Source organism: Sphingosinicella rhizophila (genome assembly GCF_032378825.1).
Classification (GTDB): domain Bacteria; phylum Pseudomonadota; class Alphaproteobacteria; order Sphingomonadales; family Sphingomonadaceae; genus Allosphingosinicella; species Allosphingosinicella rhizophila.
Genome location: NZ_JAVUPU010000004.1, coordinates 252,939 through 267,278 on the forward strand (window position 1 = coordinate 252,939; position 14,340 = coordinate 267,278).

The following is a 14,340-nucleotide window of genomic DNA, read 5'->3' on the forward strand; positions in this document are numbered from 1 at the left end:
TGCGCCAGTGGGCGATCCGGATCCGCCGGGAATTGGATCCTTCCCCGGCTTTCCGGGGCAGGATTCGATCAGCGGCCGTTATTGACGATCAGGGCGACATCGGCGCCGCTGCCGGCCGGGGTCACGATCAGAAAATAGGCCCCGCCCGCATTGCTGGTGCCGGCGAGAATCAGGTCGCCGTCGCGGCTCTGGCTTTCGGCGGAATAGCCGGCGCGGGCGGCGGCGGCGCTGTACCAGTCGATCAGGCGCTGCGGCGCGGCGGCGATGTTGAAGGTGACGACGCGCGAGCGGCAGGCGCCTTTGTCGTTGCCGGCGGCGTCGGTGATGCGGGCGCCGCGCGGCACCGCGAAGGCGGCGGGCAGCCGGTTCGCCCAGGAGGGGTTATAATCGAAACTGTCCGGATCCTGGCATTCCGGGCCGCCGGTGAAGGTGCCAGCGAGCCGGCTCTGCTGCGATCCGCTCATCGGCCGCGCGGGCGCGGCGCTGCCGCCCTGGGTGGCGGGATATTGCGCCTGGGTCGGCGTTTCCGGCGGCCGGACGGCATTGCGGTTGGACTGGTTGGCGAGATTGGGATCCACCAGGATCTGGTCCTGGAGCGCGCTGGTGAGCGCGGGATCGGCATCGTTGCCGACGATCTGATTGTCGAGATTGGCGAGATCGCCTTCATCCTCCGAACCGCCGCCGCAGGCCGCGAGCGTCAGCGCCGCCGCCAAGGCGGTGAAGCGGATGAGCTTGTGAAAGCGGATGATCATGGCAAGGCTCCCTTTACGGCCCGCCTATGCCCCATCCGGCACGAAAAGGCGTGTGCAGAGATGGTTAATTGCTGCCCGATTCCCCCTCTGTCCCGGTATGGGACTGCCAGAAGGCAAAGCTTTCCGCCTGAAGCCGGCGGATGAACCGCGCGGCCTCCGGCCCGTCCCAACGCCCTTCATAGCCATGCGCCCGGGCGCCCGCGACCCACCAGCCCTGGCCGGGAAGACCGTCGCTCTGCCGGACCACCAGCACTGCAAGCTCGGGCTCTCCGCGCATCGCGGCTTCGTCGTCGACCGCGCCCAATATGGCGCACAGCGCCCGCATTTTCGGCCGGGAGAATCGGTAGCCGAGCTGCTCCAGCAATTCGCCATAGCTCAGCGCCGTGCCCGCCCGCGCCGCGGCGACCAGATGGGCGCGCACCTCGTGAGGCTCGGCCAGCGCAGCCACGGAAGCCGCGCCTAATTGCGCTCGGCGATCGTCAGCCGGCCCTCCGCGCCGCCCGCGCCGTGCGGAGCCAGGCGCAGCTTGAAGTCATTATTGTCGCCCTTCGTCTTGCCGGCGAGGATGATGGCGTCGCCGTCCCGGCTGCTCGCGCCGAGGGTGAAGCCGTCGCTGCGGGCCGGATCGCGGTACCAGGCCACCACCTTGTCCAGCGGATCGCGGCTGGTGAAGCGCAATTCGACCCCACCCTTGCCGCCATCCTCGCCGGCGGCGATGTGCATGCCGCTGATCGACGAACCGGGGTAGAGGATCTTGTCGTCGCCATCGACATTGGCATGATCGGCGAGGCCGCCGGGCAGGTTGATGGCGAAATCGAAGCCCGGCCCCTTCATCGAGATGCGGCCATCCTTGGCCTGGCCTTCCGCCGACACGTCCACAGGCGCATCCGAGGCCAAGCGGTTTCCGCCGAGATCGCCGGTATCGCCGTCGCAGGCGGACAGCAGGAGCATTCCCGCCAGGGCCGTTTCGAGTGTCACGCGCTTCATGGTCGCCCTCCTTCAGTGCGGCTGAGGCAGTGGAGGTTAAACCGATGCGTCCCCCGCCACCAGTGCTTGTGACGGCAAGGCCGCGATCCGGTGGCGAGGATCGACCGATTCGGGGCGAAATCCGGCCAAGGGCTCTGGATTTTCCTCGGCCGCCGTGCTTTCCGCGTCGGCAATCGATCTTACTCCAGATTCAGGCAGGCCCGGCCATGACCGAAGATTATGCGCGCGCCCGCGCCGGCCTCCTCCTCGGCCTCGGCGCCTATGTGACCTGGGGCATCATGCCGCTTTTCTTCAAGTTGCTGGCTGATGTGCCGGCGAGCCAGATCGTGGCCCATCGGATCATCTGGTCGCTCGTCTTCCTGGCGGGGCTGGCGAGCTGGTGGAAAAGCTGGCCGGCGGTCCGCCTCGCTTTGGCGGCCCCGCGCCTCCTGCTGGTCCTGGTCCTGACCGCCGCCCTGATCTCGATAAACTGGCTCGTCTATATCTATGCGGTGGTGAGCGGCCATGTGCTCGAGGGCAGCCTCGGTTATTATCTCAACCCCTTGGTCAACGTCTTGCTCGGCGTCTTCCTGCTGAAGGAGCGGCTGACGCTGCCGCAGAAGGGGGCGGTCCTGCTGGCCGCCGCCGGCGTGGCGGTGCTGGCGCTCGGCGCCGGCGACGCCCTGTGGATCAGCCTCACGCTCGCGGCGAGCTTCGCGCTCTACGGATTCCTGCGCAAGGTGACGCCGGTCGAGGCGGTGGAGGGCCTGACGATCGAGACATTGATCCTGACCCCGATCGCCCTGGGCTGGCTGGTCTGGCTGCAGGGTCAAGGCGAGGGCGCGTTCCTCACCGACGGCGCGACCGACATCCTGCTGATCATCGGCGGCGCGCTGACCGCCATCCCGCTGCTGTTGTTCACCGCCGCCGCCAAGAGGCTCCGTTACTCGACGCTCGGCTTCCTCCAATATGTCGCGCCGTCGCTCCAGTTCCTGCTGGCCGTCCTGGTGTTCGGGGAGAAACTGACGCCGGCCCATATTTTGTGCTTCGGGGCGATCTGGACGGCGCTGTTCATCTTCGCCTTCGAAGGGCTGCGCGGCGCCCGCGCCGCCGCCCGCGCACAGCCGGAAGTCACGCCGTAAGGCAGGGTCCGGCGCCCGCACCTTCTTCCCGATCGCCGGATGAATCCATGCGACTTGCGCGGCGCCCGATACAAGGCCATGTTCGGATCATGCTGAACCTCGTCTCCCTGGTCATCGGCGGCCTCGCCCTGCTGCTCGCCATTCCCGCCTTCCTGCCCTTGCTGGGCTGGGTGAACTGGCTGATCCTGCCGCTGGCGCTGATCGGGCTGGTGGTCGGCGTGCTGTCGAGCAAGACGTCCGGCCGCAACCTCAACATCATCGTCATCATCGTCGCCATCGCGCGCCTGATGCTGGGCGGCGGTTTCATCTAGGGTCCGCACCCCAAGCCCTTTGCGGGCGTCCTCCGCCGCTCAATGCAGCATTTCCCGGCCGAGCCGGCTGAGCTTGTCGGGGTTGCGGACGATATAGATTGCGGTGATGCGATCGCCGTCGATCTGGAGCGCGGTGGTCTGCAATTCCCCATCCGCCTCCAGCGTGACGAAGCCGGGCAGACCGTTGATCAGGCCATAATGCAGGACCTTCGACATGCCTTTGGCGAACAGCCGCGCCAGCCCCTTATGCACCCTGAGGATTTCGTCGATCCCCACGAAGGGCCAACGCGCCGCGGCCCGCTTGCCGCCGCCGTCGCTCTGCATGACCACATCGTCGGCGAGCATCGCCCGCAATCCCTGCAGATCCCCCGTCCTGGAAGCGGCAAAGAAGGCCGAGGCGATTTCCAGTCCCCGCTCCCTGGCGACGGGAAAGCGCGGGCGCGATTCGCGGATATGGCTCCGCGCGCGGCTGGCGAGCTGCCGGCAGGCGGCCGGGTCGCGGCCGATCGTGTCGGCGACTTCATCGAAGTCCACGCCGAACACGTCGTGGAGCAGGAAAGCGGCGCGTTCCAGCGGCGACAGACGTTCCAGCGCCAGCATCAGCGGCAGGCTGATATCGTCGGCCTGCTCCTCCTCCGTCTCGACGATCGGCTCGGGAAGCCAGGGACCGACATAGGTTTCGTGGCGATGCGCCGCCGATTTGAGCCGGTCCAGGCAGAGCCGCGTCACGACCCGCCGCAGGAACGCCTCCGGCTCGCGGACCGAAGCGCGGTCGGCCCCCATCCAACGCAGGAAGGCCTCCTGCACCATATCCTCCGCGTCCGCGACCGATCCCAGCATCCGATAGGCGACCCGGATCAGGCGGGGACGCAGCGGCTCGAACGAGACCGCCGCGTCCATTTGCCGATCGCTTCCGATCAAGATCCGGCCCCGCCGGCCGGATGGACGGTGCGAAAGCCGACCGAGACCCGGTTCCAGCCGTTGATGGCGACGATCAGCAAGGTGAGCTTCACCTGCTCCTCCTGGGTGAAATGGAACTGGAGCCGTTCATAGACCGCATCGGGCGCCTGCGTCTCGGCGAGCCGGGTCAGCGCCTCCGTCCAGTCGAGCGCGGCGCGCTCGCGATCGCTGTAGAGCGGGGATTCGCGCCAGGCATCGAGCAGATAGATCCTCTCCTCGCTCTCGCCCATCGCGCGTGCCTCCCTGGTGTGCATGTGGATGCAGTTGGCGCAGCCATTGATCTGGGAGGCACGTATCTTGACCAGTTCCATCAGGCTCGGCTCCAGTCCGTGTTCGGCCGCGAGAGCGGTTCCGAAGTCGAGCCACTTCTTCATCGGCTCCGGCGCGGCGGCGAACGGGTTCAGTCTTGGCTTCATCGTCATTTCCTTCACGAACATTCTTGTCCGCGGTGATGACGAAAGCGCGCCCGCCTTTGTGACATGAGGGCGATATTTTTTCCTGCCTCGAACTTTCCCTGCCCCGATTCTTCGATACCTCCACGGGAGGGCCCGTGCGCCAGCTGCCGCGAACGGCCGGGCCGCGCCGGTTCGAAACCGCTTCAGCCGAAGCTGGCCGCCAAGGCGGGCCAGAGCAGCATGCCGATGCCAATCATGCTGATCATGAAGACCAGGGTGCGGACGACCGGAATGCCGGCCGCGTAAAGGGGCAGATAGACGATCCGCGCCGCCAGCCAGACGATCGCACCGATCGCCGTCCACTGGCTTTCGAGCTCCGCCATCCACAGGATCAGGATCGCCGCGGCGGCGACCGGAAAGGTCTCGAAATAATTGGCCTGGGCCCGCGCCAGCCGCCCGACGATCGGCTCGGGCGGGGCAAGCGCCTCGTCGCGGGCGCTCATATTCCATCTCGTGCCATATTGCCGCGTCTTCACCCGCACCGCGGCGAAGATATGGACGAGGGCGAGGACGCAGCCCCAGGCGAGTATGCTGAGTTCGACCGTCATATTTTCCTCCGCGCGGTGGGCCGGAATCTACCCCCTTTGCCGGCAGGACGGCAATGCGGTCGCGGTCGCGGCCGGATGGGGGCCTGAAAAAGCGCGGACTTCCGCCGATCCGGCACTTTGCAAGCGCGAATCGATTCGTCTGGCCGCAGGCTTTTGCGACGAATCGTTGGCAAATAAGCCATTTACCGTCTTGCGTCTGATTCCAGTTGAGGCACTATAGGTGGTGGCGCTGCCTCGGGGGTAACGCAAGAAGTTGTGGGGCCAAGCTGTAATTCCTATATGGGGATGCAGGCAAGAGCGGTTGTCCTGTGGATATCGGGGACAAGCCGAAATTAGCGCCCCCCTGTCCCCCGAATGCGCCTAGGTTGGTTGGGGGTTCGACATGACGAACCCCAAACTCCTGCTGGAACGAAATGAGAACAGGGGATAAGATATGGACCTTTCAGGCAGCAGCGAAACAGGATCGGCCGACGTGAGCACCAGTGCAATGGAAGCGCCTCCCAAGGCGAAGGAAGCCGCAAAAGCGGGCGGCAATGCGGAAGCGGGCGCCGAGTCGAAGGGTGATTCGCAAGGCGAAGCCAGGGTCCCGTCGCAAGGCGAAGCAAAGGCCCGGCCCGATTCGAAATCGGTGAAGCCCCAGCTCTTTCCCGTCGAGATCGATCATAGCCGCGACAACCTGCTGACCGATTTCGGCAAGGAGACGCTGAAGGACCGTTATCTGCTGCCCGGCGAATCCTATCAGGATCTGTTCGTGCGGGTCGCGTCGGCTTATGCCGACGATGCCGCCCACGCCCAGCGCATCTACGATTACATCTCCCGCCTCTGGTTCATGCCGTCGACCCCGGTCCTGTCGAACGGCGGCACCGGCCGCGGCCTGCCCATCTCCTGCTATCTGAACAGCGTGCCCGACAGCCTGGAGGGCATCGTCGACACGTGGAACGAGAATGTCTGGCTGGCGTCGCGCGGCGGCGGCATCGGCACCTATTGGGGATCGGTGCGCGGCATCGGCGAGCCGGTCGGCCTCAACGGCAAGACCAGCGGCATCATCCCCTTCGTCCGGGTGATGGATTCGCTGACCCTGGCGATCAGCCAGGGCAGCCTGAGGCGCGGGTCGGCGGCCTGCTATCTCGACGTCTCCCATCCGGAGATCGAGGAATTCCTGGAGATCCGCAAGCCCAGCGGCGATTTCAACCGCAAGGCGCTCAACCTCCATCACGGCGTGCTCGTCACCGACGATTTCATGGCGGCGGTGCGCGACGGCACCGAATGGGTGCTGCGTTCGCCCAAGGACGGATCGGAACGGTCGACGGTCGATGCCCGCGCGCTCTTCCAGAAGCTGGTCGAGACCCGGCTGGCGACGGGCGAGCCCTATATCATCTTCATCGACAAGGTGAACGCGACCATGCCGCGGCACCAGCGCGAGCTGGGCCTCAAGGTCTCGACCTCGAACCTGTGCAGCGAGATCACCTTGCCCACCGGCCGCGACCATCTGGGCAATGACCGCACCGCCGTCTGCTGCCTTTCCAGCCTCAATCTCGAGACCTGGGACGAATGGAATGGCGACAAGAATTTCATCGAGGACGTGATGCGTTTCCTCGACAATGTGCTCAGCGACTATATCGAGCGCGCGCCCGACGAGATGGCCCGCGCCCGCTATTCGGCCGAGCGCGAGCGCAGCGTCGGCCTGGGCGTGATGGGTTTCCACTCCTTCCTGCAGGCGCGCAACCTCCCCTTCGAAGGGGCGATGGCCAAATCCTGGAACATGAAGATCTTCAAGCACATCTCGCAGCAGGCGGAAGAGGCCTCGATGATGCTGGCGACCGAGCGCGGGCCGTGCCCGGACGCGGCCGACCGCGGCGTGATGGAGCGTTTCTCCTGCAAGATGGCGATCGCGCCGACCGCGTCGATCAGCATCATCTGCGGCGGCACCTCGGCCTGCATCGAGCCGATCCCGGCCAATATCTACACCCACAAGACGCTGTCCGGCTCCTTCTCGATCCGCAATCCCTATCTGGAGAAGCTGCTCGCCGAGAAATCCAAGAATAGCGAAGGCGTGTGGAGCTCGATCCTGGAGCGGGGCGGTTCGGTCCAGCATCTCGATTTCCTCAGCCCCGAGGAAAAGGACGTGTTCAAGACCAGTTTCGAGATCGACCAGCGCTGGCTGCTGGAACTGGCTGGCGACCGCACACCCTATATCGATCAGGCGACCTCGCTCAACCTGTTCATCCCGGCCGATGTCGACAAATGGGATCTGCTGATGCTCCATTATCGCGCGTGGGAGCTCGGCATCAAATCGCTTTACTATCTGCGCTCGAAATCGGTGCAGCGCGCCGGCTTCGCGGGCGGCGTCGAGGCGGACAATACGCCCGATCTCAAGCAGATCGAGATGGAGTCCACCGATTATGACGAGTGTCTGGCGTGCCAGTGACGGCGCGTCTGGCCGCTTTGGGCGCGCTGCTGGTCCTTTCGGCCTGCGCTACCCAATCGGCCGGCGCGGTCGAGCCTGAATCGCCCGGCTTCCTGCTCGGGCTACTCCACGGCTTCATTGCACCCTTCACCTGGCTGGTCTCGCTGTTCGACGCGAAGGTCGCCATCTACGCCGTCCCCAACAATGGCGGCTGGTACGATTTCGGTTTCATGCTCGGCATCGGCGCGCTCACCGGCGGCGCGGGTTCGCGCGTAAAAAGACGTTAGGAGTAAGTCTCATGTCCCTTCTCGACTCCCGCATGCAATATAAGCCCTTCGAATATCCCTGGGCCTATGAATTCTGGAAGCGCCAGCAGCAGATCCACTGGATGCCGGAGGAAGTGCCGCTGGGCGAGGATTGCCGCGACTGGGCGCAGAAGCTGACCGATCATGAGCGCAACCTGCTGACGCAGATCTTCCGCTTCTTCACCCAGGCCGACATCGAGGTGCAGGATTGCTACCACGACAAATATGGCCGGGTGTTCAAGCCGGTCGAGGTGAAGATGATGCTGACCGCTTTCTCCAACATGGAGACGGTCCATATCGCCGCTTATTCGCACCTGCTCGACACGATCGGCATGCCCGAGAGCGAATATGGCATGTTCCTTCAATATAAGGAGATGAAGGACAAGCACGATTATCTCGCCACGTTCGGCGTCGATACGGACGAGGATATCGCGCGGACGCTCGCCATGTTCGGCGGCTTCACCGAGGGGCTGCAGCTCTTCGCCAGCTTCGCCATGCTGATGAACTTCCCGCGCTTCAACAAGATGAAGGGCATGGGCCAGATCGTCTCCTGGTCGGTGCGCGACGAGAGCCTCCATTGCGAAGGCATTACCCGCCTGTTCCACGCCTTCACCAAGGAGAGGAACTGCCTGACCAAGGCGGTGCGCGACGACATCATGGACGTCTGCCAGAAGACCGTCCGGCTGGAGGATGCCTTCATCGACCTCGCCTTCGAGATGGGCCCGGTACCCGGCATGACGCCGAAGGAGATCAAGAAATATATCCGCTACATTGCGGACTGGCGCCTGGGCCAGCTCGGCTTCTCGCCGATCTACATGATCGACGAGCACCCGCTCCCCTGGCTGGCGCCCCTCCTCAACGGCGTCGAACATGCCAATTTCTTCGAAACCCGCGCCACCGAATATTCCAAGGCCGCAACCCGCGGCAATTGGAACGAAGTCTGGGACAATTTCGACCGCAGGAAGTCGGCCAAGGCGAACGATACGGCCGAGGATGCGGCGCCGGGTGACGACATGTTCACGCGGGCTGGGGTGGCGGCGGAATAGGACTCCCAGCCTAGGCAGATGCCGTCAAACTTCGATCCACGCGTGATAGCCAATTACATTACGCGCAATGCAGACGTCCAATCCGTCAAATTGCGCTACATGGCGAATTTCACGTTGCCGCCGATGGCCCGGCGGCGACCGGGGTAATGCCGGCGGCGCTCCACTGCGGGCTCTGATCGGCGCGAACGGTCTCGTTCAGCGAGCTCTCCTGTAGCGGAAGACTGCCTCGCGGCTGCTGCCGCCCTTGTCACCGATCACCACCGCAGTGACCAAGTTGTCCGGCCCGTCGCGCCGGATGGTGAGGCCGTCGAAAAACCAGGCATCTTCCTCCACCGCGACCAAAGGGAAGCGGACGACCTCGTCCTTCTCCTCCCAGCCGGTGAGATCGGCGTTGAAATGCCGGACCCGATATTCGAGCGAATTGCCGACCACGGCGATGGCGGTGATTTCGTAGAAGAACAATGAATCGCCGCGCATCTGGGTGAAATGGCCGGCGATCTGGCCGTCGGCGGCCGGGAGATAGATTTCGCGGGCGCGCCCGGTGATGCCTTCGCCTTCCCAGGTGCCCGCCAGCCAAGCGAGATCGGAAAGGCGCGCGGGCGGTGGCGGCTTGCCCGGCACGGCACGGCGGGTCTGCGCGGCGGGTGCGTCGCGCCCCGCCTGCGCGGCGGCCGGCGGCGGCGCGGCAAGGAACAGCATCAGCGCGAGCAAGGCGGAAAGCTTCATCATGCCTCCGATCGGCACCGCCATGGGCGGCGCGCGGCGGCGAGGATAATCCATTTTTGCGGGCGGATCATCCTGGCATCGAAATCGACCTCAATGGTCTTCATCTTCTTTTCCCGCGGCATGCGCGTCCCCACATGGCTGCCAAGGGAGGAATCACATGCCGTTCATTCAGATATTGCTGACCGCCGTCAGCCTGTCCGCCGTTGCCGGAGGCACCTGGGCCGTCGATCGCGTGATGGACCGTTACGGCCGGATACCGGTGGCCGAAGCGCCGGCGGCAATGCCGGCGCCGGAGGAAGAGGATGAGGCGTCCGGGGATGCGCGCATCCTTTATTGAACGGGCGCCGGATCGGCCGCCCCTTTCGGCATGCAGCATGACCGAGAGGAGGCCATGACCGGCGCTGTGTCGTTTGGCCGGCGCTGACGGTGGCGGCGGCCGGGGCCGGGCCGCGGACTGCGCCCTATCCGCACCAGGATTCGTAGCGCCGGTCCCAGCTGCGGGCCAGGCCTTCGGCGATCATGGTGTCGCCGATCGAGCGGCCATCGCGCATGACGATCCTGGGCTTGCGGCCGAAGCCGTCCTTGTCCGCCCCGGGCTTCACCAGAGCGAGATGTCCCTGGCTGAGCAGCGCCTGCAAGCGGCGGGTGGCGCGGGCGGCGAGCTTCGCCTCCCGAGCGCAGCGGGCGGCGACTTCCGGCGCGTCGATATCGGCCAGGCGGATATTCTCGCCATTGAGGAAGAAGGTGTCGCCATCGACGACGCAGGTCGAAAGGAAGCCGGTTTCGCACCGTTCGAACTGAAAATGGGTCGTGACGCCGTCCGGAGAGATTTCGGCGCCGAGCCTGCGCATCTCCGAGTAAAGGAGGATGAGGCAGACGAACAGGACCGCGAGCCAGCTGAAATCGCGGGCGGCCTTGCGCAAGCGTATCGCGCGGACGGAGCGTCGCCGGCTCCTCCGGCCCGGCCGGGATTCCGGAGAAAGCGGCAAAGCCTCGCCCTCCCGTTTTAGATCCCAATTCTTCATGCGGCGCTCGTTGTGAACCGGCACAAGCGCTAGGAGAATCACGGGAATAAATGATTAACCGGGCAGCTCGGCAGCAAAGAGAAACGTCCATTTCGGACGTATCACGAATGCCATTCGGGAAAGTGCCTGCGCGGATTCGGGAGGCGATGGTCGGGCCGCAAAGGCCCCTCCGCAGGAAGTCAGATCGCGCCCTGGTGGCGGAAAGCAGGGCGCGGCCGACGCGTCAGGGCCGCGGCCTCACGCCGCTGCCGGAGATATGCCAGAGGCGCTGTTCCGCGGTCGAGCCGGGCACGTCGTTGACCCGGCGCAGGGTGACCGGGCCGGCCATGTCGAACGGCCTGCCATCCTTCATCCGACCATGGACCCGCACCGGCACCTCGACATAGAGCGAACCCGCCGCGCCGTGGATGGCGCCTGGCGCGCCGATCCGGGCATGAAATTCGCGATATCCGGCGAAGCTTGCGGCAAAGGCCCGTTCGCTCATGCCGCTGGCCGCGCCGCCGCCCGACCAGAGGCGCCAGGCGTCGCCATATTCGCCCTGTTCGAGCAGCGCATAATAGGTCCGGACGACATTGGCCGCGCCCTGGGCGCTGGTTTCGGCGAAAGGCGCCTCCGCCACAGGCGTGCGATCGTCGGGAAGGCCGCCCGTCATGCCCTTCGCCCGCCGATCGGGCGGCGCCGCCATGCGCTTGCCGCCCTGATCCGGCGGCGCGGTGGGCGACGGCCGGGGGTCGACCGTGAGCGCGCCGGAGGCATTTTCAGCGGCGGGAGGCCGGCCATCGCAGGACAAGAGCAGCAGGAAAAGCGGGACAAGAGGGATTTTCATCACCTTCCAATCGGTGGACCGGAGCGCTGGTTCCTTCCATGGCCCGGCGGAATGGGATGAAGCCGGATGGTGCCGCGCGCGTTGTCGGCTGATGCCCCATGTCTCCTCCTCCGCGGTCGAACGGGTCCATTACGATCCCGCCACCGCACGGCTCGACATATGGTATAAAGGGGGCGGCCTTTATTCCTATTTCGATGTGCCCGCCGACATCTACCGGGCGATGCTGACGGCGCCGTCGCTCGGCGCCTTCGTCAATAGGGAGATCAAGCCCCATTATCGCTGCGCGCTGGAACCCAGGCGGCGGCGCTTCCGGCCGGCAGACTGATCCCGCCCCCGCGCCAGCCCGGGATTCAGCGCAACAGGCCAGCCGCCCGGAGCGCCTTGTCGATCACGGCCTGGGGGCCGTCGCGCGGGGCGGGCGCCGTCCGGGATGCGGGCTTGCGCCCGCCGGCCTTCGCTTTCGCCCCAGCCTTCGCTTCGGCCTTGGCCGGCGGCGGCGGCGCGATGCCGAAAAAGGCGGCGATGCGGTCGGTCGAGCTGAAGCCGACATCCAGCATGTGGGCGCCCGCCTCCCCGGATTCGCCGGCGCCGGTGCCGGGATCGAGCGGCGTGCCATGGGCCATGCCGGTGATCAGATATTCCTCGATCGCGACCGTCCCGTCCGGCCCGTCCCAGACACGGCGCGGATGGCCTTCCACCGTCTCGGTCCGGTCGGGGCGGGGCGGGAGGCCGTGGACATGGGTCCATTGCAGCACGATCGCATCGGCATTGCTGGGCACGACCACCGCGTCGGCGCTTCCCTGCCAGACCGAGACGCGCGGCCAGGGTCCCTTGTGCGGCGAGGCCCGGCGGATCCTGGCGCCAAGCTCCGCCGCCTCTTCGCGGGCGCGCCCGCCCATGCAATCGAACGCCTGCATCACGCCGGAGGCGCAGCCATAAGCGACGCCGGCGATGATCGCGCCGGCCGCGAAGCTTTCGGGATAGGTGGCGAGCATCACCGAGGCCATTGCGCCCCCGGCCGAAAGGCCGGTGACGAAGATGCGTTGCGGATCGACCTGATGGGCGGCGCGCATTGCCGCGATCATCGCCTGGATCGAAGCCGCCTCGCCCATGCCGCGCTGGGTGTCGCCGGCCGTGAACCAGTTGAAGCAGAGATTGGAATTATTCTCCCTCTTCTGTTCCGGGAAGAGCAAGGCGAAGCCGTGGCGATCGGCCAAGCGCGACCAGCCCGAACCGATGTCAAAGGAAGCCGCGTCCTGCGTGCAGCCATGGAGGATAACGACCAGGGGCGCGCCGGCCCCGAGTCCTTCCGGCACATATTTGCGTGCGCGCAGGTTGCCGGGATTCTGCTTCAGTCCGGTCAGGTCGGACAGACGGTCTTCGCCGATGCTGGCGGGTTTGCGCCCCATCGGATTCGCGAACCGAGATCCCTTTTCGAACAATGACATGGTTTCTCCAGGAGCCTCGCGTGCCGTTCAACGCCTGCCATAGCGCAAAGTTGCTGCAGTGCAGCATTTTCTTGTGCGGGGCACCCGGGGGTCGTTGGCGCGTTTGCGGAACCAAGGATGCGAGAAAGCTTGGCCATGCCTGCAATTGCCCGCTGACATGCCGTCGACCCTGATCGCATCGATCGTCTATCTCCCCGACACAGCGGAGCTGGAGGTGACCTTCACCACCGGTCGCCGCTACATTTATCGCGACGTGCCGCCGGAAGCCGCGGAGGCGTTTCGCGCCGCGAGAATCAAGGGCCGCCATTTCAACGCCCGAATCCGCGGCCGCTTCCCTTATTCGGAATGCGAGCCGATATGACCCGGCTCAGCCTTCCGTCGGCTCCTCGAACCGGCAGGCCGGCAGGCCGAGCTGGTCGGCGTCGGAACATTTGCGGACCTGGACATCGCCATTGGGAGCGATGAACAATGCCCAATCGCCGCTGTCCGAGCAGCGGGCCGTCCACATCGACATATTCTTATAGGCTTCCTGCCGGCCGGCCAGGTCGACGCGCTTGCAGGCCGCGCCGGAATCCTGGATCGCGCGCCGCAAGGCGAGACCGCGATTGAGCTCGCTCAGCCCCTGCAACCTGGCTTCATAATCGCTGTCTCCGGTCACACGGATCGGAATTGTGTTGCCGTCGCCGTCCGCGCCCGTGTCCCCACAAGCGCCAAGCGCCAACAGCATGAGCCCCAATCCCATCCGCATCTTGCTCTCCCTTCCAGGGTCAGAACCGACCAGCACGGCCCGACGTTGCATGAAAAGCGTATCCGGCCATTCGCGACAAGGGCTCATCGCGCATGAATGCGCCAGCGGCGGTCGCCGACGGCGGTGGTGGCGCGGCGCATGGTGACGCTGCCGGCGGTGGCGACCGGGCCGCCGTCTCGGAGCGTGCCGAAAATCTGCACCGGCACCTCGACATAGGCCCAGCCGCCGGCTTCGACAGGGAGGCTGGGCGTGCCGACGGTGGCGCGGTAGCTGCGATAGCGCCGGAAGCTGGCGGCGAAATCGGCAAGGCCGGCGCCGCCCGAACGCATCCGCCAGGCCCGATCGTAACGCTTTTCCTCGATCAAAGCATAATAAAGCCGGAGCGCGGCAGCCGCATCGTCGCCATTCTCCTCGACGCCGGAGGGCACGGGCGCAGGCACAGGCGTGGGCGCAGGCGGGGCGTCGGGCGCAAGCGGGCTCGCCCTTTCCGCCTGGCGAGGGGCGGGAGGCGCCTGATCCGAGCAGGCGCATAGCAGGCAGAGGCAGAATATGGGCGAGAAGCGGACCATGACCCGATTGTAAGCACGGCGGGGCCGGCACGGAAGGCGGGCGGTCGCTCTGGCCGGCGCGAGCGATTCTTGTGGTTGCCGTACTTTCCGCGTCGGCGGACGATCC

Annotated in this window: 20 protein-coding genes; 8 read left to right on the forward strand and 12 right to left on the reverse strand. The window is 65.8% G+C overall.

Translation table 11 applies throughout. The features are described 5' to 3' along the window. Positions 1 to 68: 68 nt before the first annotated feature. The 3 genes from RQX22_RS09755 to RQX22_RS09765 all read right to left on the reverse strand — a co-directional run bounded on the left by RQX22_RS09755 (position 69) and on the right by RQX22_RS09765 (position 1,739). A complete protein-coding gene (locus RQX22_RS09755; protein ID WP_315725966.1) occupies positions 69 to 752 on the reverse strand; it encodes a hypothetical protein in 684 nt (227 codons plus the stop codon). 64 nt (positions 753 to 816) lie between these two features. Next, the gene (locus RQX22_RS09760) at positions 817 to 1,200 is read right to left on the reverse strand and encodes a ribose-phosphate pyrophosphokinase (protein ID WP_315725968.1); all 384 of its coding nucleotides are present in this window, start codon (positions 1,198 to 1,200) and stop codon (positions 817 to 819) included. An 11-nt stretch (positions 1,201 to 1,211) separates the two neighbouring features. Then, positions 1,212 to 1,739, reverse strand: a complete 528-nt coding sequence (locus RQX22_RS09765; protein WP_315725970.1) for a hypothetical protein — start codon at positions 1,737 to 1,739, stop codon at positions 1,212 to 1,214. 206 nt (positions 1,740 to 1,945) lie between these two features. Here RQX22_RS09765 and rarD point away from each other — a divergent pair, with 206 nt between their 5' ends. Further along, complete coding sequence (gene rarD / locus RQX22_RS09770; RefSeq protein ID WP_315725972.1) at positions 1,946 to 2,860, forward strand: EamA family transporter RarD; 915 nt, start codon at positions 1,946 to 1,948, stop codon at positions 2,858 to 2,860. Between the two features lie 89 nt (positions 2,861 to 2,949). Continuing rightward, positions 2,950 to 3,171 (forward strand): hypothetical protein, encoded by a 222-nt coding sequence (locus RQX22_RS09775; protein ID WP_315725974.1) that lies wholly within the window; start codon positions 2,950 to 2,952, stop codon positions 3,169 to 3,171. 39 nt (positions 3,172 to 3,210) lie between these two features. Here RQX22_RS09775 and RQX22_RS09780 read toward each other — a convergent pair whose 3' ends face one another. The 3 genes from RQX22_RS09780 to RQX22_RS09790 form a co-directional block, all read right to left on the reverse strand. After that, positions 3,211 to 4,071: a sigma-70 family RNA polymerase sigma factor gene (locus tag RQX22_RS09780; RefSeq protein ID WP_315726289.1), complete on the reverse strand. Its 861-nt coding sequence runs from the start codon at positions 4,069 to 4,071 to the stop codon at positions 3,211 to 3,213. Between the two features lie 17 nt (positions 4,072 to 4,088). Then, positions 4,089 to 4,547: a carboxymuconolactone decarboxylase family protein gene (locus RQX22_RS09785; RefSeq protein WP_315725976.1), complete on the reverse strand. Its 459-nt coding sequence runs from the start codon at positions 4,545 to 4,547 to the stop codon at positions 4,089 to 4,091. Between the two features lie 182 nt (positions 4,548 to 4,729). Then, positions 4,730 to 5,134 carry an MAPEG family protein gene (locus RQX22_RS09790; protein WP_315725978.1) on the reverse strand — a complete coding sequence of 135 codons (405 nt, stop codon included), beginning with the start codon at positions 5,132 to 5,134 and terminating at the stop codon, positions 4,730 to 4,732. Between the two features lie 487 nt (positions 5,135 to 5,621). Here RQX22_RS09790 and RQX22_RS09795 point away from each other — a divergent pair, with 487 nt between their 5' ends. Genes RQX22_RS09795 through RQX22_RS09805 form a run of 3 tightly spaced genes read left to right on the forward strand, consistent with a single transcriptional unit; the run spans position 5,622 to position 8,892 of the window. Next, on the forward strand, positions 5,622 to 7,562 hold the full coding sequence (locus RQX22_RS09795; RefSeq protein ID WP_410001630.1) for a ribonucleoside-diphosphate reductase subunit alpha: 1,941 nt from the start codon (positions 5,622 to 5,624) through the stop codon (positions 7,560 to 7,562). Then, positions 7,559 to 7,828 (forward strand): hypothetical protein, encoded by a 270-nt coding sequence (locus tag RQX22_RS09800; protein WP_315725982.1) that lies wholly within the window; start codon positions 7,559 to 7,561, stop codon positions 7,826 to 7,828. Before RQX22_RS09795 ends, RQX22_RS09800 begins: the two co-directional genes overlap by 4 nt. Positions 7,829 to 7,839: 11 nt before the next feature. Further along, positions 7,840 to 8,892 (forward strand): ribonucleotide-diphosphate reductase subunit beta, encoded by a 1,053-nt coding sequence (locus RQX22_RS09805; RefSeq protein WP_315725984.1) that lies wholly within the window; start codon positions 7,840 to 7,842, stop codon positions 8,890 to 8,892. A gap of 195 nt (positions 8,893 to 9,087) precedes the next feature. Here the strand turns inward: RQX22_RS09805 and RQX22_RS09810 are convergent, their stop codons facing one another. After that, on the reverse strand, positions 9,088 to 9,672 hold the full coding sequence (locus RQX22_RS09810; RefSeq protein WP_315725985.1) for a DUF6265 family protein: 585 nt from the start codon (positions 9,670 to 9,672) through the stop codon (positions 9,088 to 9,090). Positions 9,673 to 9,775: 103 nt separating this feature from the next. Here RQX22_RS09810 and RQX22_RS09815 point away from each other — a divergent pair, with 103 nt between their 5' ends. Further along, positions 9,776 to 9,955 (forward strand): hypothetical protein, encoded by a 180-nt coding sequence (locus RQX22_RS09815; RefSeq protein WP_315725986.1) that lies wholly within the window; start codon positions 9,776 to 9,778, stop codon positions 9,953 to 9,955. A gap of 124 nt (positions 9,956 to 10,079) precedes the next feature. On the opposite strand, the gene RQX22_RS09820 is transcribed toward RQX22_RS09815, so the two are convergent. Together RQX22_RS09820 and RQX22_RS09825 are read right to left on the reverse strand one after the other, a co-directional pair. Next, complete coding sequence (locus RQX22_RS09820) at positions 10,080 to 10,643, reverse strand: thermonuclease family protein (protein ID WP_315725987.1); 564 nt, start codon at positions 10,641 to 10,643, stop codon at positions 10,080 to 10,082. Positions 10,644 to 10,866: 223 nt separating this feature from the next. Then, positions 10,867 to 11,469 (reverse strand): hypothetical protein, encoded by a 603-nt coding sequence (locus RQX22_RS09825; RefSeq protein WP_315725990.1) that lies wholly within the window; start codon positions 11,467 to 11,469, stop codon positions 10,867 to 10,869. A 91-nt stretch (positions 11,470 to 11,560) separates the two neighbouring features. On the opposite strand from RQX22_RS09825, the gene RQX22_RS09830 reads away from it, so the two are divergent. Next, positions 11,561 to 11,794, forward strand: a complete 234-nt coding sequence (locus RQX22_RS09830; RefSeq protein WP_315725992.1) for a KTSC domain-containing protein — start codon at positions 11,561 to 11,563, stop codon at positions 11,792 to 11,794. Positions 11,795 to 11,819: 25 nt separating this feature from the next. Here RQX22_RS09830 and RQX22_RS09835 read toward each other — a convergent pair whose 3' ends face one another. Continuing rightward, on the reverse strand, positions 11,820 to 12,878 hold the full coding sequence (locus tag RQX22_RS09835) for an extracellular catalytic domain type 1 short-chain-length polyhydroxyalkanoate depolymerase (protein ID WP_315725994.1): 1,059 nt from the start codon (positions 12,876 to 12,878) through the stop codon (positions 11,820 to 11,822). Between the two features lie 196 nt (positions 12,879 to 13,074). On the opposite strand from RQX22_RS09835, the gene RQX22_RS09840 reads away from it, so the two are divergent. Beyond that, positions 13,075 to 13,278 carry a KTSC domain-containing protein gene (locus RQX22_RS09840; RefSeq protein ID WP_315725996.1) on the forward strand — a complete coding sequence of 68 codons (204 nt, stop codon included), beginning with the start codon at positions 13,075 to 13,077 and terminating at the stop codon, positions 13,276 to 13,278. Positions 13,279 to 13,284: 6 nt separating this feature from the next. Here the strand turns inward: RQX22_RS09840 and RQX22_RS09845 are convergent, their stop codons facing one another. Both RQX22_RS09845 and RQX22_RS09850 read right to left on the reverse strand, forming a co-directional pair. Then, complete coding sequence (locus tag RQX22_RS09845; protein ID WP_315725998.1) at positions 13,285 to 13,665, reverse strand: hypothetical protein; 381 nt, start codon at positions 13,663 to 13,665, stop codon at positions 13,285 to 13,287. Between the two features lie 83 nt (positions 13,666 to 13,748). After that, a complete protein-coding gene (locus RQX22_RS09850; protein WP_315726000.1) occupies positions 13,749 to 14,105 on the reverse strand; it encodes a hypothetical protein in 357 nt (118 codons plus the stop codon). Positions 14,106 to 14,340 lie beyond the last annotated feature (235 nt).